A 20,354-nucleotide genomic window follows, 5' to 3' on the forward strand; every position below is an offset into this window, starting at 1 on the left:
GATGGACGCAGCCGCGAGATATCTCCTGGTCGGCAACTCGGTACGCTACCTGGCGCAATCCGCGCATGCCGCGACGACTGCGGTCGTGGCGGTCGATGCGTTTGCCGACGTCGATACACGCGCGGCAAGCGTCTTCCACGAGCGCATTTCGTCATGCACTGCGCACGCCTTGTCCCGGGCCGCGGCCGCCGTCACCGGGGATTGCAGCGGATGGATCTACGGTGCGGGATTCGAAGACGATCCCGGCGCCTTGAGCTGGCTGGCGAGACGTCGCCCCGGGATGCTCGGCAACGATCCGTCGGTCCTGCACTGGCTGGCTCAACCGCGGCGCCGCTTCGCGCTGCTGGAGGAGCTCGGTATCGCCTATCCGGAGGTGATGTTCGAATCGCCGCCGGCGCCCGCAGCCTGGCTCGCCAAGCCGCCGGGTGGTTGTGGCGGCAGCGCCGTACGGCGGGCATCGGACCCGGTGCCGACCGGGCCCGCCGGCTACTTTCAGCGCTATGTCAATGGCCCGCTCTGTTCGCTGACGTTCGCCGCCGACGGCGCCGCGATCATGGGCATCGGGTTCAACCGACTGATGGCCCGCTATCCTGCGGCCGGTGACTTCCGCTTCGCCGGCGCGATCGGCGGGCTGCAACCGCCGCCAGCGGTGCGCGAACGCATGCTGGAGACCGCGCGTCGTTTGACCCGGGCGCTGGGCCTGCGTGGCGTCAACGGGCTCGACTTCGTGCTGCAGCGCGGGGAGCCGCTGCTGCTCGATCTCAATGCCCGTCCGCCCGCGAGCCTCGAACTGTACGAGACGATTCTGCCGCGCGGCGGCTGCCTGACGCATGTCGACGCCTGTCGTGGTCGCCTGCCGGCGCAGCCCGGCAGCGATGTCGTGCGCGGTCTGCGCATCGTGTACGCGCGCCGGCCAATCACCGTGCGCTGCGTCGAATGGCCGTCCTGGGTCAGCGATTGCCCGGTACCCGGCTCTTCGATCCCTGCGGAGGCGCCGCTTTGTACGGTACATGCCGAAGGGCGAACGATCGAGGCGGTCGCCGGGCAGCTGAGGCAACACACCGACAGCGTGTTGCGCCTGGCGGGCAGCGTCCATGAGCAGGCCGCCTGACATGGATGCCCCGACCCAGGACCTGGAGATGAATCGACGCGCCGGGCGATTGCTCGACGCACTGGTCGCCGATGCCGGTACCCTGCGAATCGGTGTCACCCGGCTTGCGGACGGCGCGCAGGTGATCGATGCGGGCATCGAACATCGTGGCGGCCTCGAGGCCGGCCGGCGAATCAGCGAGATCTGCATGGGCGGGCTCGGCAGAGTCGCGTTCAGCGGTCAAGGACCGGTGCCGCAATGGGCGGTCAACGTCACGGTGCACAGCAGCGATCCGGTGATGGCCTGCCTCGGCAGTCAGTACGCCGGTTGGAGCCTCTCGTCGGGCGAGGGCAAGGGGGCGTTCCAAGCGCTCGGTTCCGGCCCCGGGCGGGTGCTCGCGCGCAAGGAAAAACTGTTCGACGAGTTGCGCCTGAGCGAACAGGCGGATCGCGCCATCCTGGTACTCGAGGCGGACCGCATACCGCCACCGGCGTTGGTCAGCAAGATCGTCGACGACTGCGGCGTGTCTCCGGAGTCGTTGTCGTTGATCGTCACGCCGACGCGCAGCCTGGCCGGCACCACCCAGGTGGTCGCGCGCGTGCTGGAGGTCGCGCTGCACAAGGCGCACGAGATCGGTTTTCCTCTGCACGATATCGTCGACGGGATCGGCACCGCACCGCTGCCGCCGCCGGCCGCAGATTTCCTGGCCGCGATGGGGCGCACGAACGACGCGATCCTGTTTGCCGGCCAGGTGCACCTGTACGTCGACAGCGACGACGCCGCAGCGTCGCGGCTGGCGAATGCGTTGCCGAGCAGTGGGTCGAGCGACTACGGACGTCCGTTCGCCGAGGTCTTCAAGGCGTACGGCTTCGATTTCTTCAAGATCGACCCGATGCTGTTCAGCCCCGCAAGCGTCGCAGTCACGGCGCTGCGTTCAGGCCGCACCTTTCGCGGCGGCGCGATCGACGCCGGCCTGCTCGGCGATTCGTTCGGGGTGGCGTTTTGAACATGCATGTCGCGATTGTCACCGACGATCCGGGTTGGCACGGTGCGCGGCTGCGCGAGGCGTTTGCCGCGCGTGGGGTGACCGGCGCGTTTTCCTCGCTCAGCACCGCGGTGTTGCGTCTGCAGGATGTACCGCCGGTGGTACTCGGGGGTTTCACCGATCGGCTGCCCGACGCGGTGTTCGTGCGCGGTGTGCCGGGCGGCACGCTGGAGCAGACGGTGTTCCAGCTGAATGCCCTGCACGCACTGCAGGACCTGGGCGTCCCGGTCTACAACGACGGGCGGGCGATCGAGCGTTCGGTCGACAAGGCATACACCACGCTGCGCCTGCACCATGCCGGCATAGCGACGCCGCCGACCTGGGTCACGGCCGACCCCGACGTGGCGCGTGAAATCGTGCGACGCGAGACCGCGCGGCGTGACGTCCTGTTGTGCAAACCCCTGTTCGGCTCGCAGGGGCAGGGTATTGCCGTCGTTGCCGCGGCGTGCGACCTGCCTGACGTCGCGGAGGTCAACGGTGTCTGGTATCTGCAGCGCTTCGTCGGCGAACGTTCGGATACCGCGACGGATTGGCGGGTGATGGTCGTGGGTGGCCGCGCGATCGCAGCGATGCGCCGCAGCGCACCCGGCTGGCGTGCGAATGTCGCCCAGGGCGGTCAATGCCAGGCGGCCCTGCCCGAAGGCGAATGCGCGCGACTCGCCGAGGCGGCTGCCGGCTGTCTGGACATGGCCTACGCCGGGGTCGATCTGATGCGCGACCGCGATGGCAGCTGGTGGGTGATCGAGGTCAACAGTATTCCGGCGTGGCGGGGACTGCAGAGTGTCTGCCAGATCGACATCGCCGCGAGCCTGGTCGACGACCTGCTGCGGCGCTGTGGGACTTCACGGCTCGACGAGGTGGTGTCGTGACGGATCACGCCAATCCTTCGCTGGCCGACCTCTATCGCGAGGCCTGCGTCGCCGATGTCACGGCGTTCAAGCCCGGCAATGTCTCGCTGGCGTCGCCGGGACACGGCATGACCGCCGACGCCTTTCTGCGTAGTGCCGACGCCAGTGCGCCGCATATGGCGCGCGCTGGCATCCGACTGGGTCGGCGCGTTTGGCTGTCGGTCTCGGCAACCCGTAGCGCGGTCGGCTGCAATACCAACCTCGGCATCGTGCTGTTGTGTGCACCCTTGATCCAGGCGGCGATGGATTTTCCGCGCCATGGGCTGCGCGACGCCATCGACCTGGTGCTCGATGCGGCCGACGCTGCCGACGGTGACGCGGTGTTCGCAGCGATTCGCCTGGCGGCGCCGGGCGGCCTCGGCGAGGTCGCCGAACACGATGTCGCCACGCGATGCCGGGTGCGTCTGACCGAAGCGATGCACGCGGCTGCCGCCGGTGATGCGATTGCACGACAGTACGCGAATGGCTTCGCGGATCTGTTCGACGACGCCGTGCCGGCACTTGCACGCGAGTTCGGGCGGACCGGCGCCGTCGCGCCGGCGCTCACCGGTCTGTTCCTGCACCTGTTGTCGCGTCATCCGGATACCCATATCCGGCGCAAGCACGGTGCCGCTGCCGCGAACCGGGTGATGCAGCGTGCCGCAGAGGTGCGGCGCGACTGTGCGGCGGCAGCCAACGATCACACCGCATATGCCGCGCTGCGTACATTCGACGGCGAGCTCAAGCGCCATGGTTTGAACCCTGGTACGACCGCAGACCTGTGTGTCGCCAGCCTGCTCATGTACCGCCTGCTGACGCGGACGGTACGCAACCCCGGAGACCCCGGAAAACCCCAGCACGCCGAAACGCCGCACCCGGCTGAGAGTGCTGCAACTGTCCATTAGCCAAGCAAAGCAACGAAGGAGAAACGACATGGCAACGATAACCAAAACCCTGGTGGGCGAGTCCCTGGTGGGTGACGGCAACGAGGTCGCGCATATCGACCTGATCATCGGACCGCGCGGTTCGGCAGCAGAGACCGCGTTCTGCAACGGCCTGGTGAACAACAAAGACGGCTTCACCGCGTTGCTGGCGGTGGTGGCTCCGAACCTGCCCTGCAAGCCGCACACGATGATGTTCAACAAGGTGACCATCAAGGGGGCCAAGCAGGCCGTGCAGATGTTCGGCCCGGCTCAGCGTGGCGTCGCGATGGCCGTGGCGGACTGCGTCGAGGACGGCACGATACCGGCCGCAGAGGCCGAGGACCTGTTCATCTCCGTCGGTGTGTTCATCCACTGGGAGGCGGAAGACGACGCGAAGATCCAGGACTACAACTACGAGGCGACCAAGCAGGCGCTGAAGCGCGCCATTGCCGGGACCCCGACCGCAGCGGAGGTGCTTGCCGGCAAGGGCCAGCAGGAACACCCGTTTGCGGCTCACGCCTGAGTGTTGCTCGGTGGGGTCCCAGGGCCCCACCGAGCGCGCCGACCCCGAGGGCAACGCGATGAAATGTCGAGAGTGTGGTGCGGAACCGGAGCGGTTCGACAACGCGCATCTGCTGCATTGCAGCGGTTTGACATTGCAGGAGTACGCAATTCGCCACCAGCTGCCGCTGGAACTGGTCGTACCCAGCGACCTGGTGAATGCGGCCGACTCACCCGACAACTACCGTCGCACATCGAAATGCCCGGGTGAGGACGCACGGGCGACACTGTGCGGCCTGCGTTGGGCCGGTCTGGTGCAGACCCACGACGGCCTGGCCGAGGTGCGCGGCGAGGTGCGCCGTCTCGAATTGCTGTTGTGGGCTCTCGAACGCCTCGCCGACTACGGTTTCCGTTACTGTCAGAGCTACGAGTACACCGCCGACACCCATCGGGTGGTCGCGCGCAACCAGCTGCGCACCAGGGCCGTGAATCTCGGTCGCGACCCTGCCTGGGTGGGGATGGAACCGCCGCCCGCGTTCCTCGACGCGCTGGCCGTCTATGTGGCACACAGCGCGGAACTGCTCGGCGGTTATCTGTTCATGCAGTTCAACTGCGCACATCAAGGCGAGGATGTGCGTCAGGCGTTGTGGCGGGATCACGCCGTGCACTGCAAGGCGCTCGATGCGGCGGACCATCCGGGCGGCCTGCTGCTGCGCACCTGCGAGACGGCCGACACCCGTCGCCTGCTCGATCTGCTGGACGGTCGCCTGCGTTCGATGCCGACCGCGGCGGAGCGGTTCAATGCGGACACGCCGGCAGCCACGGTCAGCAAGGAACTGGTGTTCGATGCGGCGCATTTCATCACCGACCACCCGGCCAAATGTTCCAACCTGCATGGCGGTCGCTACGTTCTGCAGGTCGAGGTCAGCGACCGCATCGATCCGATGACCGGCTGTGTGGTCGACTACGGCTACCTGAAGCGGGTGGTGTCGAAGCAGGTGGTCGAGCGCTTCGATCATCACAACCTGAACTATGCCGCCGGGGAACTCGCCTGGCGCTCGAGTACCGAAATGCTGTGCGCCCACATCTGGGAGTGCCTGATCGACTACCTGCCGGCACTCAGCCGCCTGCGCCTGTACGAGACACCGCAGTCATGGTGCGACTACCGCGGGCCCACGCTGGCCGACTATCAGGCGCAGGGTTCCAACACGCTGCTGCACCCGTTTGCCGGGCCCGCCGACAGTGAACGGCGCAGGCAGTTGTTGTTGGCCGAGCCGGCGACCCTGCGGACCGTAGCCGGGCAGTCGGTTATCGGAGCCGGGCGATGATCCGTGCATCGAGCCTGCCGTCGTGCAAGGCACTGGCCACCAGGGTCCCGGCGGCGCCGGCGCGCGCGATCGTCTCGAGATCGGCGACGTTGCGTACGCCGCCTGCCAGGTACAGGCGCGCCGAAGGTGCCTCAGCCCGCCAGTGCTCCAACATCGCCAGGTCGGGGCCGCTGTCGGCGCCGACACGTTCGAGGTTCATCAGGATCAGGTCGACGGGACGGCGCGCGGCATCGTGCGCGATGCCCGAAGGGTCACGCAGGCCGTCGACGCCTCGGTCGATCGACAACAGCGCCTTGTCGCCGATGGGTGACGCAGGGTCGGTCCAGGTCTCTGACCCGACCACCGGAAGGATGCGTTCGTCAGTCGCCGCTGCCAGGCTGGACGGTGTCCTGAAACCACCGTCAAGCCAGATCTGCAGATCGGGAAAGGTATCGGCGATCTGTCCGACCAGTGCGAGCTGGCTCGCTTGGCCCTGGATGGCATCGAGATCGGCCAGGTAGATCAGCGGGAACTGCAACTGTTCGTGGAGGCGCCGCACCAGCGGCAGTACCTGTCCATCGGGACAGAGCACACTTTGCCAGGGACGGTACGCGGATCGCCGACCACGTATCGCGTGCACGGCGCGACCGCGGAGAAGGTCGATGACGGGAATGATCTTCAAGGAGTCGGGATGCGAATCTTCGTATTCGAATACGTGACCGGCGGGGGATGTTACAACGACGCGATGGTAGCAGACCTCGCCGTCGAGGGCGATCTGATGCTGAACGCCGTGGTGCGCGACCTGCTCGACATCCATGGCGTCGAGGTGTTGGTGTGCCGCGACCGTCGTCTGCAGATGCCGCAGCTGCCGATCGAGGTGCATTGGGTGGAGGGAGATTGGCAGATGGGGTGGGCGCATTGCCTGGCACAGGCCGATGCAGTACTGCCGATCGCGCCGGAGAGCGACAATGTGCTGGAGTCTCTGTGTCACGACGTCGAGTGGGCACGCAAACCCCTGCTCAACAGCACGGCCGGCGCGGTCGCGATTGCCGCCGACAAGCAGCGCACCTTGGATCTACTGGGTCGTTGCGGCGTGCCGGTCGTACCGAGTTGGCGTGCCGACGGTGTGTCGTCGGTCGACACCCCGATCCTGGTAGTCAAACCGAACAAGGGGGTTGGGTGCCGGGGTATCCACCTGCTGACGGACGGGCGTGCGCTCGGCGACTTTATCGACAGCCAGAGCGAGCCGTCGCAGTGGCTGGTGCAACCCTATCTCGAAGGGCAGGCCGCGAGTCTGTCCCTGTTGGTCGACGAACACTGCGTGTGTCTGCTGGGTTGCAACGTGCAACGTGTCGCCCAGGTGGATGACGGTTTCGTGCTGCTCGGTTGCGTCGTCAACGGTCTGAACGAGTCGCGCGAGCTGTTGGGCCAACTCGGTGAACAGGTGTGTCGTGCGATTCCCGGCCTCTGGGGGTATGTGGGCGTGGACCTGGTGATGACGGACCGCGGCCCAGTGGTGCTGGAGGTCAACCCGCGACTGACCACCTCATATGCCGGTATCCGGCGCTCCACCGGCTGGAATGTCGCCGAGCTGTTGATACACATGCTGAACACCACCTCGACGTTGCCGTTGCCACTGGTCGGCGCGCAGAGCATCCATGTGGACCTGGAGTTGGGACGTGTCGCGTAAGCTGGGCATCATCGGCTGGGATCTCGGCGGCGCGCACCTCAAGATGGCGGTGCTCGATGCACAGGGCGGTCTGCAGTGGATCGCGCAGCGAGCGACTCCGCTCTGGCAGGGACTGCAGCCGCTCGACGACGCGTTTTGCGACCTGGGGAAACGTGTCGAGTTCAGTGCCTTCGACCACGTGCTCACCATGACCGGCGAACTGGCGGACCTGTTCGAGAACCGCACGGTCGGCGTCGCCACACTCGCCGCCTTTGTCGCCGAACGCCTGCCCGCGGGCAGCCTGCGGCTGTATGCGGGCCCGCTGGAATTCGTCGATCCCGCGCAGTCCGCCAGCCTGTATCGCAACATCGCGTCGGCCAACTGGTACGCCTCGGCGGCTTGGCTTGCGGCCACTCGTGGTGAAGGACTGCTGGTCGACATCGGCAGTACAACGACCGACCTGCTGCCGTTTCATGGGCGGGTGGTGTGCAACCGCGGCTACAGTGATCGCGAGCGGCTTGCGTGCGAGGAACTGGTGTATACCGGTGTGGTGCGTACGCCGGTGATGGCGGTGGTCCAGCGGGTGCCCTTCGCCGGTGACTGGATGGCGGTCGCGAGCGAACACTTCGCCACCATGGCCGACGTCTACCGCGTTCTCGAGGTGCTGCCGGATGGTGCCGACCAGTATCCGAGCGCGGATGGCCGAGACAAGGACACGACATCCAGCATGCGCCGCCTCGCCCGCATGATCGGCGCCGACCTGGGCGATGCCAGCGTGGACAGCTGGCGGGCGCTCGCGGCGTTCGTAGCCGAACGCCAGCTTGACCTGATCGCCGACGCCTGCTGGCGTCAGCTCAGTGTGGCACCGACACTGTCGCTGCCACTCTATGCCGCCGGTGCAGGCCGTTTCCTGGTGCCGCGTCTGGCACAGCGCCTGGGCCGTGAATGTCACGATGTCGACACGTTGATCGGTGCGCCGGCCAGCGGTGGAGGGTCTGGTGCGGATTGCGTACCGGCGGTCGCCATCGCACAGCTGGTCGCAATGCAGAGGTTGGCATGTGCCTGTTGACCGAGCTTCCCTATCGACCGGACAGCAGCCAGCTATTTGCCGGAATCGCACAGCGCCCCTGGGCGGTGTTCCTGGACAGCGGCCGGCCCTATTCGCAAGCGGGTCGTTACGACGTCTTCGCTGCCGATCCCTATCTGACGCTGTGCACCCGTGGCCTGTTCACCGAGATACGTGACGGCGACGGTGTGCGCCGCAGCAGTTCGGACCCGCTTCGTCTGCTGCGCGAGGCGCTCGGCGAGCCGATCGTCAACGATACCGGGCTGCCGTTCTGCGGCGGTGCGCTCGGTTGGTTGTCATATGACCTCGGCCGTCGATTCGAGCGCCTGCCGAGTTGCGCCCGGGATGCCGAGGACCTGCCGGAAATGGCGATCGGGCTGTTCGACTGGGCCGTGGTCGTCGATCATCAGATGCGGCGCAGCTGGTTGGTCGGGCAGGGCAGGGATCCGCGCACGCGGCGCCGCTGGTGGTCGCTGCTGCGGCAGTTCGGTCGACCTGCACAGAGCGTGGTCCGCCGACCTTTCCGGGTCACAGGTCCGGTGCGTTCCAACATGGATCGTCGACAATACGATGCCGCGTTTGCGCGCATCGCGCGCTATATCCGCGACGGCGACTGCTACCAGGTCAATTTCGCACAACGTTTCACCGCACCGGCAGAAGGCGACGGATGGTCGGCCTATCTGCGTCTGCGCGAGCTCAATCCGGCGCCGTTCAGTGCCTTCGTCAACACGCCTTACGGTCAGGCCCTGAGTTCATCGCCGGAGCGCTTTCTGTCTCTGGTCAATGGGCACGTGGAGACCAAGCCGATCAAGGGCACGCGTCCGCGCGCCGATACCCCCGAGGGGGATTCGGCGATGGCTGCGGAGCTGGCCGGCAGCCGAAAGGACCAGGCCGAAAACCTGATGATCGTGGACCTGCTGCGCAACGACATCGGGCGTACCTGCCGTATCGGCAGCGTGCGGGTACCGAAACTGTTCGACGTCGAGAGCTACGCGACGGTACACCACCTGGTCAGCACGGTGTGCGGCGAACTGGGCGAGGGACGGGATGCCTTCGACCTGGTGCGCGCCTGCTTTCCCGGGGGGTCGATCACCGGTGCACCGAAGATCCGCGCGATGCAGATCATCGAGGAACTCGAACCTCACCGTCGCGGGCTGTATTGCGGTTCGATCGCGTATTTTTCGGCCGACGGCAACATGGATTCGAATATCGCGATCCGTACTCTGGTCTATAACCATGGCAGGGTCCGATGCTGGGCCGGAGGCGGGATCGTCGCCGATTCCACTGCGGATGCCGAGTATCAGGAGACGTTCGACAAGGCCGCGGCGATGTTGCGTCTGCTCAATGGCGAGGGCCTTTCCGATGTGGGTCGTTAAGCTCGGCGGAAGTCTGTGGGACTCCCCCTATCTCGCGGACTGGTTGCAGCAACTGGAGCGCGTGGAGCAGCCGCTGGTGGTGGTGCCGGGGGGAGGTCCGTTCGCCGATCAGGTGCGCACGGTGCAGGCCCGCTGGGGGTTCGACGATGCCGCCGCACATGCGATGGCGTTGCGTGGCATGGAACAGATGGCGCAGATGCTGTGTGCAATGCAGCCCGGGATGGTCCCGGCCGCCGAAGCCGACGAGATGCGTCATGCGCTGCGCAGCGGCAGGGTCCCGGTCTGGCTGCCCAGCCGGATGGTCCTCGCCGAGCCGGCGATCGCAGCGAGCTGGCGTGTCACCTCGGACAGTCTGGCCGTGTGGCTTGCCAGTGTCTTGAACGCCAGCGGTGTGTTGCTGGTGAAATCGGTCGAGTTGCCGGTGACGGTGGCAGACGTCGGTGGCCTGCAGCGCAGCGGCCTGCTGGACGCCGCATTCGACGGCTACCTGCGACACTTCCCCGGTCCGGTCTGGATGATGTCGCGCAAGCACAGCGCAACGCTTGCGGCGGTACTCGACGGGCGCGAAGGACCGATGCTGTCAGTCGCCTGCTGATCGGTCCTTCCGCGTGGCCGGACTGCTGTTCAGGCGTCGTACTTCAGGTACTTGAACCTGGGGTCATCCGGTGTGCCCTCGAGCGCGCTTCCCGGCTCTCGACCCGGTTGCCACATCACGACCTCTTCGATCTTTCTTGCCAGCTCAAAGTCCTTCGCGGTAACGCCCTTGGCGGAATGCGTGCACAGCTTGACGATCACGAACGCGTAGGACGCGGTGAGATCGGGGTGATGAAACGCCGCCTCGGCGAGGTGGCCGACGGTGTTGATCACCATCAGCGTGCCTTTCCATCCGCTGGTCTTGTACTTGCGCCGGATCCAGCCGTCTTCGAGATACCACTTCGGGAGTTCGTCTCGCAGGCGCGCCTCGATATCGGCGTCGCTGTAGACCTCGTCGTTCGATTTGTTACGCCATTGGCTCATGGTTCGATCTCCGTGTTACGCCGCTCGCCAATCACGGACCGCGGCGCAGTGTCTCCGGGTGCCGCGCTCAGACCAGGCGCCATTCCAGGTGCGTCGGATGCAGCGCCTGCTGAATATAGTCCAGGCAGAGTGCCGGTTCGAAGCGCCGGCAAGAGTAGACGTCCAGCGTGAAAAGACGCCGCTCGCGCCAGGTGTATAGCGAACAACCCGATTCGGCCCAGGCCTGAAAGCCGCCAACGCCGTGATGCAGTGTGCTGACCGCATCCGGCGAAAAGATCAGCGCGTCGGCGATCGGTGTCATGCGCAGTCGCTCGGTCAGGCCGCGAAGCAGGGCACCGACGAACGTGGCGTCGACCGCGGGGATGCCGTACAGACCCTCGATGACCAGGCGCTGACGCAACACCTCGGGACACAGGGTCGTCATACGGCTTCCATGCGGCGGTGACGCGGCGCCTTTTTCGTTGTCCGAGTTGGAATCCGTCTACGGACGCGCGCGACCGCGTCCGGGTCGATCCCGGCAGCGCGGTCGCCCACGCACAATGCGCTGCGAAACCCGAGATAGTCGGCACCGATCGGCAACAATCGGGCGATATCGTCGGACCTCAGGCGTCCGGCCAGACCACAAACCAGGCCAACGCTGTGGGCGGCGTCGACGAATCCGGCGATCCACTGCCGTGTCCGGCATTCGGTCAAAGATCCGGCGTGCTTGTCGTGCGTATCGAGCATCGCACCGTAGACGCCGGCATCGGCCAGCTGTGGCAACAGGTCATTCGGGTCGTAGCGATCGGCAAAACACACGGCGACCAGCTTCAGGTCTGCGACGCCGGGTCGCACCGCGGCCAGCATCTGCGATGCGGCGTCGCTGTCGTACAGGCCGAACTTGACCATGTCGACCCCGCAATCCGCCGTTGCCTCGATCTGTTCGCGCAGCGCCCGGGCGTCCGGTGCGGGACGGCCGGTGGTGGCGCTGACCGGACGCTTGCCACCGACCACCGCCACGACCGCACGGATGTCCCTCGCGGGCAGGGCGCCGAGCGCCCCGTCGGCCGGTTCTTTGCAGTCGATGATGTCGGCCCCGCCATGCAAGGCGATCAGTGCCTCGTCGGCGGAGCGGATGCTGGCGAGCAGTCCTGTCATGCACAGGCCCGCGCACGGTGTTCTTCGACCCGCCGCAGCAGCCACCGCCATGCCTCCCGCTCCTCGGCGCCGGCAGTCTTGTCGATCGCGATCTGCAGGTAGGCGATCTCGCTGTCGATCTTGTCGTCCGGCAGCCTGTCCAGGCGACTCACCAGGATCGCAAGTTCGAGTACCGCGGCCTGTGCCCGGTTGTAACCGGCGAACGGACGATGATTCTCGATGTGCACGGTGCGGCACAGGAACTGCGGCCGTTGTTCGTCCTGCTCGACACGCACGACCTCGACCTCGCGGTGGCTCAAGGCCCCGCTCAATCGTGTGCACGCAATCCGGGTGCAGCGCTGCGTCGGCCAGTCGCGCCGCCCGGTCAGGCAGCCGGCATACAGGCGAACGTCATCGGTGGTGTTGATGCTCGCGTGCCGGTCACGCAACAGGTTGTCGAGTGTGCGCGATGGCCGGAAAGGCGCGAGCAGGCAGATTTCACCACGCCAGCGCAGACCCATCGGTGCAATGTGTGCGCTGCCATCCGCATCGTTGGTGACCAGCAGGATTTCGTTGATGCGTTCGCTCATGACAGGTCCTCAATGGAGGACGATTTCGTGGCCCAGGGTCTCCGCGAGGTGCGCAACCGAGAGCTTGAAATTCGTCGGGCTCATGAAATGGTAGCGGTCGAAATAGGTACCGATGGCGCGTTCGATGCCGGGCGTGAACTCGGGGTTTACGGCATGCGTACGACCCGGGCACGACTGAGTGACCCGCCCCTTGTACACCACCTGGCGCCCGTCCTTGAACAACATATGTGCACCGGCAAACATTGCCGCCTTGTCGTCCAGTTCCTCATACACCGCAATGTCGGCACGCGCGCCGACACCCAGGTGACCGCGGTCGCTGAGTCCGAGCAGCCGGGCGGGTGCGGCGCGGGTCATCACGGCGATATCGTTCAGGTCGTATTCGCGCTCGAGGTGACGCAACAGGCATACGTCCGCGGCTTCTGCGTTGATCCGGGAAAGCCAGCGGTTGCGGTGCTCACGATCCATCAGCAGGTGAAACAGTTCCGGATAGCGGGTGAACGGTGCCCCGTTGGGATGGTCGGTGGTGAAAAACACCCGCCAGGGGTCGTCGATCAGCAGGAACAACTCCAGGCCGATCGCCCATTGCAGCGCATTCACGTAGTTCGCGGCCCGGTAACGGTACGGCACAATGCCGCCACCCCCATCCTCGGCCTCCCAGATCACGGGTTTACGCGGGCTGGCGATGCCGCGCGCGTCGAACTGTCGCAACACGTCACCCGAGATCGTGACCGTCTGTCCGAACATCACCTGGCCGATGTCCACCGAGACGTTGCGATGCACGTTGACCGCATCGGCGAGGGCGCGTGCGCCGGACGAGAAGCCGCGTTTGCCCTCGTCGCCATAACCGTAGAACTGCACGTGCGCCAGGTGCATCGGCAGGCCGTCCGCGGCATCGATCGTTGCCAGCGCGGTCTGCACGTTGCCGGCGACGCCGAGGTTGTTGCAATGCACGTGCACCGGATGGGCGATACCCAGTTCGAACACCGCGCGCTGCACCGCGTTCAGGATGGCGCGCGAACTCACACCGTACATCGGCACCTGTTCATCGAGACTCATGTGCCGCTGATTGAACTTGAATGCCGCGGCGCCACCGGCATTGATGACCTTGACGCCGAGACAGCGTGTCGCGTGCAGCGTCCAGGCGACGTAGTCGTTGATCCGCTGCTGCTCGGCACCGTCGCGCAACAGCCGCAACAGAAAATCGTCGTTGCCGAGGATCGCGAGCCCGGCCGTATCGATGATCGGGATGCTGGCCAGTTCGGCGTGCGCCTGGCTCGCGTTGATCGGCAGCACTGCGGGCTCGACGACGGTGGTGAAGCCCATCTCGGCGTAGCGATAACCGGTGTCGAAGCTCGACCACTTGGCGCCGGCGAATGGCAGACGCGCGTAGCGGGCGCGTTCGGCGAGGTGCTGCTCGGGCAGCAGGACGCGCGCCCCGTTGACGTTGCCGCCGGCGATGTGGCTGTGAATATCGATCGCGCCGGCCATCATGACCTTGCCGTGCAGCTCGATGGTCTGATCGGCGCTCTGCGCGTCGCTCGGGGCCGCGCAGATCCGTTCGTCGCGTATCCAGACGTCGCGCACCTCGCCGGCGACCTCGTTCGCGGGATCGTAGACCCGAGCGCCGACCAGACGGGTCAACATGTCCGACCCTCCGTCTGATCGGCGTCGAGCAGCTGCGCGACCAGCTGTGCGGTGCCGGGCAGCGAAGACGCGGCGATCGCCCGCAACGGCAGCATGTGCACACCATCGGCACGGTGCATGTACCCGGCGCGGTGCACACCCGGGACTGCGACCGGCAGAAACACCTGCGGTGGTGCACCGTCGAACCGCATCTGCGGATGGCCGATCGCAATCGTGGGTTGGCGGCATGCCGGCGGTGGGTCGTCGCTGAGGCTACTGAACCACACCATCAGGTCGACTTCCTGATCGGCCAACAGCCGCGGGGCGGCAAAACGTACCCGGTCCTGTTCGGCGCAACCGTGCGCAAACCGGGTACGCAGACCGAATCCACAATGCCATGCACTGGCCTGCAATGCCGTTGCGGCACCGATGTCGGTCGCCAACATCAACAGCGCCGCGCGTCCACTCCCGTTGAGCTGCCCGACCAGGTCGCCTGCCGAGCGCAGCACCTGCTCCGCGAACCGGTGATCCTTCAGTAGTGGTACCAGTACCGGGTAGCGGCTGCGCAGGATCTGTTCGTGCAGGTCGACCGCACGCCGATCCGGGTTCGGCAGCGGGCGCGCACGCTGCAGCACGCGCACCTGGTCGAGGATCTCGAGCGCGTCCTGGTCGAGATGCACTACCTGTGGTGGGTGTTCCGTGTGCAGGCGGTCGGCTGCCTGCAGCAGGCGTTGTCTCAGGCGCGGCATCAGGTCGTCGGGATCGGCGCCGATCCACACGATCAGGTCGGCGCGATTGCGCACCTCGCCCAGACTGGCCGCAAACCAGCCGCTGTCCTGGTACACCGCGAGGCCGTCGGCCACAGCGGCGCCGCTGCGGTGGTCCACGACACCGCCGAACCGCTCGGCGAGTCGCAGCGCAGCGCTGCAGTCGAGCAGATCACCGACCAGGCCGTGCATCAAGGGTGCCCGGGCCGCTTCGAGCAGGGCGCGTGCCTGGTCGATTGCCTCGGTCCAGCCGACCGGCGTGCCGGCGATCGTCGGGGTGGCCTCGGTCGCCTGCAGAGCGTGCGAGAAACCGGCGGTCGCCAGCGCGCAGCGGTGCGGCTCGGTCAGCACGTCGGCGTCGCGCTGTGGCGGTGACAGATCGTCACAAAGCAGCGCGCAAAACGGGCAGACCAGCGTGGGGCGACCGGTTGTGTCGCCGTCGAGTGCGGTGTCGTCGGATCGTGTGGCCATGGCAATGGGCATCCCAGCAAGAGGCGCGCCAATGGGCTTCAGCTGCCGGCCGCGGACTTGGTGCCTTTGGTGGATGCCGGTTCCGCATACTCGAGCCGGTCGTCGGCCTGTTCGGCCAGTGCGGCACCCCAGCGCAGCGGCTGGTCCTGGGTGTAACGTTTGCCCAGCCGCAGCGCGATCTCCGCACGCGCGAGTTCGACACCGAGATAGAATGCATGTCCGCCGTCCTGCGCGACCTCGAGATGAGGAAACAGGGAAAACGGCTCGTCGGCGATACGATGCAGCTCGCGGTTGTAGATATGGATGCCGTCATCGGCGACCTGGATGCGAAAATTGCGGTCCTTGACGGCTTCAGCGGCCCGCTCGATCTCGCGTCGATCGTAGGGGAACGGTTTGCGCTCGTGCAGACCGGTCAGGCCGCCATGCAGCAACTTGGGCAGGGTGCCGTCCTCGCGGGCACGGTACATGATGCGCCGCGCCAGGTCGGCCTCGCGGATCGCCGACCGGCAATGCGGGCTGACCTGGGTGGTGAGTACCGCCGCGACGCGCAGTTCTGAAACGATACCGAACAGCACGGCGTTGATGCCACAGGTGTCCGCCTCGGTCAGCTCGGTGACGTTGCCAATGCCCATCATCAGCGCGGCGTCCGGAAGGCGTTGGCGCAGTTCGCGGTAACGCACGATCGATTCGACGAAGCCGAAATGGATCGGCTCCATGATCGGGTCGACCAGCGCCGCGCGCCCCGCGGCGTGCAACGTCTCCCAGGCCCGCTGCAGGCTGTCGAGATCGCCGGCCTGTGCCGGAATCAGCACCGGCGTCGACGGCACTTCATCGGCGATCCACAGCGTCTGTTCGGTGAGGCTCAACAGGTAGTCGGCGCCGGCCTGGCCGGCGCGGATCAGTTCCTCATCGAGCAGCGAGTCCACGCTGACCTGCAGGCCCGCCTCCTTCAGCATCGCGACCGCCTCGGCGAGATGCGGAAAAGGCTGTTCGGGGAGGCAGCCGAGGTCGATCACCTCGGCGCCGTCCGCGCGGTGGGCGAGGGCACGGGCGAGGATGCCGTCCAGGGAGAGCCGCGGTGCGTCGACGATCTCCGCGAACAGCGTCACGTCGTGCCGGCTCAGGTCGATCGGCCGGCCTGCCTGTCCGAGCCACTCGGGCAGGTCACGCAGTTCCTCGGGTCCGCGCTCGAACGGCACGCCGAAATGGTCGCTCAACCGCGCGAGATCGCCTCGGCAGCGCCCCGGCAGGATGACCCGGTCGGCACGCCCAATGTCTGGCAGGCGCCGGAGGATCATGTCAGCGGTCATCAGTGCGGCGACCTTGAGTCCCAGCTCGCGGACCTCCCAGGAGAACGTGGGCGCCTGCAGATCGTGCAGCACACGGTGCAGGCTGGGGGCGGCCAGCGAGCCGGTCAGAAAGAGGAGATGTTCGGACATGGTTCGGCGGCCGGCAGGGCGTCACGCAGCGCATCCAGGCTGGTGACGACCCGGGTGTGTTCGAACGCCTTCAGGCGCTCGGTGTTCTGCAGGTCGATCGGACGCGGATAGACCTTGACCATGCCACCCGGTGCCTTGGTGTCCATCTCGGGTGCCGCGTCGCAGGCGAACACGATGCTCGGAACCCGGCACTTGCCGGCCTGCGCATAGACGTTCGTGACCAGCGTGTCGGAAATCCCGAGGACCATCTTGGCGACGCTGTTCGAGGTGGCAGGGGCGATCACCAGCAGGTCGTACACCCCCTTGTAGAACAAGCCCACCGGCGGTGCGCTCGCAGTGCTGTCGCGAAACACCCGGAAGCGCTCCTTGAGCCGTTTGACCGGGTGGCCATAGGCCTGCAGGACCTCTGCCGCCGCCTCGCTGAGGAACAGATCGAGCAGTGGCAGGCGTTCGGCGATCTCCAGGCACTCTTCAATGTAGTGCCCTGAGCCGGTGATTGCCCATGCGATGCGTCCGCGCTCATGCATGCTCGATCACCCGGCCGCAGACGCCCCACTGGTTGTCGGCCTCCTCGACCGCCACCTCGAGGAAGTTCAGATTGCCGAGTGCTTCGTTGGCCCGCAGCTCGGTCAGCAGGCGGTCGCTGATGTGGCGTGCGAGCATCTCGGCCGTGGTATTCGGGATCGGCAGCAGGATGCAGCTGGTGCGGCTGAGGATGAACTGTTTGCCGTAGCTGCGGATCTCGACGAGGTCGTCGTCCCGTACCTCGACGGCAATCTCGTCGCCGCTTTGCGGCACCAGCACACCGTCGTGCAGTTCGCGGCAGATCGCGGCCGCGAGCCGGTTCAGCAGCACAAAGTCGACCACGAACGCGTCACCGGTGTTGTCGCCGCGGGCCTCGATGCGCACGTGGAAATTGTGCCCATGGATGTTCTCGCAGACACCGTTGAACGTGATGAAATGTGCGGCGTTGAAATGCAGTTCGCCCGGACTGACGCGAACTGCATAGATGGACGTCGACATGGTGTCCCCGAGGCCGGTAATACGCTCAATCAGTTGCAAGCGGCGGGCCAACAGGTCCCGCGAAGTGCTCCGCCGGCCATCCCGGTCAACGCGGGGGCCTGATGTCGAACCGTTTCATTTTTCGGTACAGGGTGTTACGGCTGATGTTCAATTTCGACGCAACCCGGGTGATGTTCCAGTGGGCGGCCTCGAGTTCGCGCATGATCGCGTCGCGCTCGGCGATGTCCAGCGGGTTGCTGGGGCGGAAGCGTTGGGCGGCCTCGTTGCAGGTCGCGGCACCGAAGATCTCCTCCGGTATGTCGTCGACCCGGATCACCGGACCGTCGCACAGGCCGATCACCGTGCGCAGCGTGCTACGCAGCTGGCGGATATTGCCCGGCCAGTCGTACTGATCGAGGACGTCCAGCGCCTGCTCGTCGATCTCGACGATCTCGGCCCCGCCGGCCTCCTGATCGAGGATGTGCTTGATCAGCTGGCGCCGGTCTTCGCGGTCGCGTAAAGGTGGCATCTGCAGGCTGATGCCGTTAAGGCGGTAGTACAGGTCTTCACGGAAGCTGCCTTCCTCGACCCGGCTGCGGATGTCCTTGTGGGTCGCGCTGATCAGGCGGATATCGACCTTGATCGGGACCTCGCCGCCGAGCGGGATGACCTCGCGCTCCTCGAGCACCCGCAGTAGCCGGGCCTGCAGATGCAGCGGCATGTCGCCGATCTCGTCGAGGAACAGGGTGCCGGTATGGGCCTGGACGATCTTGCCGCGCGAGCCCTCACGGCTGGCACCGGTGAAGGCGCCGGACTTGTAGCCGAACAACTCGCTTTCGATCAGCGTCTCCGGTAGCGAGGCGCAGTTCACCGCAACAAAGGGTTTGTCGGCGCGGTTGCTCGAGCGGTGGACTGCCGTGGCGAACAGGTCCTTGCCGGTCCCGGTTTCGCCGAGCAGGATGAACGGGATATCGCGTTCGAGCAGCTTCTTCGCGCGCTCCACGTTGCGTCGCATGCGGGTGTCGCCGAACTCCAGCCCGTCCAGTTCCGGCGTGGCCTTGCCGCAACGACGCTGCACCTGGGCCGGACAACGGCGGTTGGCCGGGCTCTCGATGGTGCTCGCTGGCGGTTGGAAAGTCGCGAAGAAACGCCGCCCCTGGTGCGTCTCGTGCACGGTGTGCTGCGTACCGGCGCGCTGATGGGCGTTCTCCAGCGCATCGTTCATGCGGATCGTGAACAGTTCCTCGACCGGCTTGCCGAGCAGGCTCTGGGTGTCGCTGGCATCGAGTTGGAACAACGCGCTGCGATTGGCGGCCACGATGCGCCCGTCACCATCGAACGCGATCGCGCCTTCGCCGAGCGTACTGACGAACTCCGGCCGACTGTGGAAACGCAACACATAGTTGTCGCGCATGCGACACAGGAACAACCGGTTCTCGATCAACTGCGCGGACATGTTGACCAGCACCATGGTGTGTTGTTGTGCGCGGCTGGAGTCACTCGAGGCATCCAGTACCGCCAGCAGTTCGCCGGTGGGGTCGAAGATCGGCGCCGCAGAGCAGGTCAGCTTGGTGTTCTTCGTAAAGAAGTGTTCATCCTGGTGGATGATCAGCGGACGCTTTTCGACCAGGCAGGTGCCCATGCCGTTGGTGCCCTGCGCCTGTTCCGTCCAAACTGCGCCGGTCTGCAATGCCGTTTTCGACGCGGTACCGGTGAACATCGGGTCGCCGACATAGTTGAGCACCACGCCGTCGTTGTCGGTCAGCAGGATCGCGTGACCCGAACCGGCAACCTGCTGGTAGAGATTGGTCATCTCTGCGCGAGCGATCTCGGCCAGGGTGCACAGCTTTTCCTGGCGGTCGAGCAGTTCGCTGCGGTCGACCACGATCGGTTCGGGCAGGCGCTCGGGGTCGAGTTCGTACTCGTTGATGCAACGCCGCCACGAATCGATGATCTTGGTGTTAATGGCCAGGGTCGCGGACCGGTTGCCACGAACGGCATCGGCCACTTGGCCGCCGTGGGTTTTCCCGGTGATTAGGTCCATCACTATTCCTCTGTCGTATGGCACCGGTTGGCGGCAGGGCGTTGGACTGCGCTGCGGTCACCGTACCTGTAGTTATTCGACGGCGCCCCTGCCGCGACGCATCGCGTCGGCGGGCCCCGCGTTCTGACCCGGACCTGGTGGGGGTCGCGGGCCGGCCTCAATCGGCCAGGGTCGGCACATTTACAGGCCGGATCGACCGGCCCGACGATCGCCAGATCGTTGCTTCCGGGCCCATTGCGCAGCCCACCGGTACAGCAATCCGCTCGATCGCACCGCCTTGGAAGCAATATTTACACCATTCGCTGCGTCCGAGTGTGATCCTCGGCGCGAATTGGGTTGTCGGGATTGGGAACGCAGGTGGTCTTGAGGGCTCCTTCGCGCGACCGACCCCCTGATCAGGGGCCTTCCGACATCTCACGTC

General features: G+C 66.1%; 21 protein-coding genes. 10 read left to right on the forward strand and 11 right to left on the reverse strand.

The window, feature by feature from the left end; translation table 11 throughout:
* Window position 1: 1 nt before the first annotated feature.
* The 6 genes from H6955_11765 to H6955_11790 are packed head-to-tail and all read left to right on the forward strand — an operon-like array spanning window position 2 to window position 5,774.
* On the forward strand, window positions 2-1,111 hold the full coding sequence (locus H6955_11765) for an ATP-grasp domain-containing protein (GenBank protein MCP5314233.1): 1,110 nt from the start codon (window positions 2-4) through the stop codon (window positions 1,109-1,111).
* A 1-nt stretch (window position 1,112) separates the two neighbouring features.
* Complete coding sequence (locus tag H6955_11770; protein MCP5314234.1) at window positions 1,113-2,096, forward strand: methenyltetrahydromethanopterin cyclohydrolase; 984 nt, start codon at window positions 1,113-1,115, stop codon at window positions 2,094-2,096.
* Window positions 2,097-2,098: 2 nt separating this feature from the next.
* Window positions 2,099-3,004: an alpha-L-glutamate ligase gene (locus H6955_11775; protein MCP5314235.1), complete on the forward strand. Its 906-nt coding sequence runs from the start codon at window positions 2,099-2,101 to the stop codon at window positions 3,002-3,004.
* Between the two features lie 20 nt (window positions 3,005-3,024).
* Window positions 3,025-3,927, forward strand: a complete 903-nt coding sequence (locus H6955_11780) for a triphosphoribosyl-dephospho-CoA synthase (GenBank protein ID MCP5314236.1) — start codon at window positions 3,025-3,027, stop codon at window positions 3,925-3,927.
* A gap of 28 nt (window positions 3,928-3,955) precedes the next feature.
* Window positions 3,956-4,468, forward strand: coding sequence for a formaldehyde-activating enzyme (gene fae / locus H6955_11785; GenBank protein MCP5314237.1), 513 nt, complete (start codon window positions 3,956-3,958; stop codon window positions 4,466-4,468).
* Window positions 4,469-4,526: 58 nt separating this feature from the next.
* Window positions 4,527-5,774 carry a 6-carboxytetrahydropterin synthase gene (locus tag H6955_11790; GenBank protein ID MCP5314238.1) on the forward strand — a complete coding sequence of 416 codons (1,248 nt, stop codon included), beginning with the start codon at window positions 4,527-4,529 and terminating at the stop codon, window positions 5,772-5,774.
* Here the strand turns inward: H6955_11790 and H6955_11795 are convergent.
* Window positions 5,755-6,435: a nickel transporter gene (locus H6955_11795; protein ID MCP5314239.1), complete on the reverse strand. Its 681-nt coding sequence runs from the start codon at window positions 6,433-6,435 to the stop codon at window positions 5,755-5,757. The two genes, H6955_11790 and H6955_11795, sit on opposite strands and share 20 nt — an antisense overlap.
* Window positions 6,436-6,444: 9 nt before the next feature.
* Between H6955_11795 and H6955_11800 the strand changes: the two genes are divergently transcribed.
* From H6955_11800 to H6955_11815, 4 genes are read left to right on the forward strand one after another with little or no spacing between them, the layout of a single operon-like run.
* Entirely contained in the window at window positions 6,445-7,443 is a 999-nt protein-coding gene (locus H6955_11800; GenBank protein ID MCP5314240.1) for an ATP-grasp domain-containing protein, read from the forward strand.
* Window positions 7,433-8,491, forward strand: coding sequence for a hypothetical protein (locus tag H6955_11805; GenBank protein MCP5314241.1), 1,059 nt, complete (start codon window positions 7,433-7,435; stop codon window positions 8,489-8,491). The genes H6955_11800 and H6955_11805 overlap by 11 nt, the downstream gene beginning before the upstream one ends.
* A complete protein-coding gene (pabB, locus tag H6955_11810; GenBank protein ID MCP5314242.1) occupies window positions 8,479-9,864 on the forward strand; it encodes an aminodeoxychorismate synthase component I in 1,386 nt (461 codons plus the stop codon). The genes H6955_11805 and pabB overlap by 13 nt, the downstream gene beginning before the upstream one ends.
* Window positions 9,851-10,459 carry an amino acid kinase gene (locus H6955_11815; GenBank protein ID MCP5314243.1) on the forward strand — a complete coding sequence of 203 codons (609 nt, stop codon included), beginning with the start codon at window positions 9,851-9,853 and terminating at the stop codon, window positions 10,457-10,459. The genes pabB and H6955_11815 overlap by 14 nt, the downstream gene beginning before the upstream one ends.
* A 29-nt stretch (window positions 10,460-10,488) precedes the next feature.
* Here the strand turns inward: H6955_11815 and H6955_11820 are convergent, their stop codons facing one another.
* From H6955_11820 to H6955_11865, 10 genes are all read right to left on the reverse strand, one after another.
* On the reverse strand, window positions 10,489-10,881 hold the full coding sequence (locus H6955_11820) for a 4a-hydroxytetrahydrobiopterin dehydratase (GenBank protein ID MCP5314244.1): 393 nt from the start codon (window positions 10,879-10,881) through the stop codon (window positions 10,489-10,491).
* Window positions 10,882-10,948: 67 nt separating this feature from the next.
* Entirely contained in the window at window positions 10,949-11,305 is a 357-nt protein-coding gene (locus H6955_11825; GenBank protein MCP5314245.1) for an S-adenosylmethionine decarboxylase, read from the reverse strand.
* Window positions 11,302-12,018, reverse strand: a complete 717-nt coding sequence (locus H6955_11830) for a (5-formylfuran-3-yl)methyl phosphate synthase (protein MCP5314246.1) — start codon at window positions 12,016-12,018, stop codon at window positions 11,302-11,304. The genes H6955_11825 and H6955_11830 overlap by 4 nt, the downstream gene beginning before the upstream one ends.
* A complete protein-coding gene (locus H6955_11835; protein MCP5314247.1) occupies window positions 12,015-12,587 on the reverse strand; it encodes a DUF447 family protein in 573 nt (190 codons plus the stop codon). The genes H6955_11830 and H6955_11835 overlap by 4 nt, the downstream gene beginning before the upstream one ends.
* Window positions 12,588-12,596: 9 nt before the next feature.
* On the reverse strand, window positions 12,597-14,231 hold the full coding sequence (locus H6955_11840; GenBank protein ID MCP5314248.1) for a formylmethanofuran dehydrogenase subunit A: 1,635 nt from the start codon (window positions 14,229-14,231) through the stop codon (window positions 12,597-12,599).
* Window positions 14,225-15,448 (reverse strand): hypothetical protein, encoded by a 1,224-nt coding sequence (locus tag H6955_11845; protein MCP5314249.1) that lies wholly within the window; start codon window positions 15,446-15,448, stop codon window positions 14,225-14,227. Before H6955_11845 ends, H6955_11840 begins: the two co-directional genes overlap by 7 nt.
* Before the next feature lie 38 nt (window positions 15,449-15,486).
* Window positions 15,487-16,887 (reverse strand): dihydropteroate synthase, encoded by a 1,401-nt coding sequence (locus H6955_11850; GenBank protein ID MCP5314250.1) that lies wholly within the window; start codon window positions 16,885-16,887, stop codon window positions 15,487-15,489.
* Entirely contained in the window at window positions 16,863-17,414 is a 552-nt protein-coding gene (locus H6955_11855) for a flavoprotein (GenBank protein ID MCP5314251.1), read from the reverse strand. The genes H6955_11850 and H6955_11855 overlap by 25 nt, the downstream gene beginning before the upstream one ends.
* Window positions 17,407-17,910 carry a 6-carboxytetrahydropterin synthase gene (locus tag H6955_11860; GenBank protein ID MCP5314252.1) on the reverse strand — a complete coding sequence of 168 codons (504 nt, stop codon included), beginning with the start codon at window positions 17,908-17,910 and terminating at the stop codon, window positions 17,407-17,409. The genes H6955_11855 and H6955_11860 overlap by 8 nt, the downstream gene beginning before the upstream one ends.
* 85 nt (window positions 17,911-17,995) lie before the next feature.
* A complete protein-coding gene (locus tag H6955_11865) occupies window positions 17,996-19,933 on the reverse strand; it encodes a sigma-54-dependent Fis family transcriptional regulator (protein ID MCP5314253.1) in 1,938 nt (645 codons plus the stop codon).
* Between the last annotated feature and the right edge of the window lie 421 nt (window positions 19,934-20,354).

The sequence above is a fragment of the Chromatiaceae bacterium genome, from assembly GCA_024235395.1.
Classification (GTDB): domain Bacteria; phylum Pseudomonadota; class Gammaproteobacteria; order Chromatiales; family Chromatiaceae; genus Thiosocius.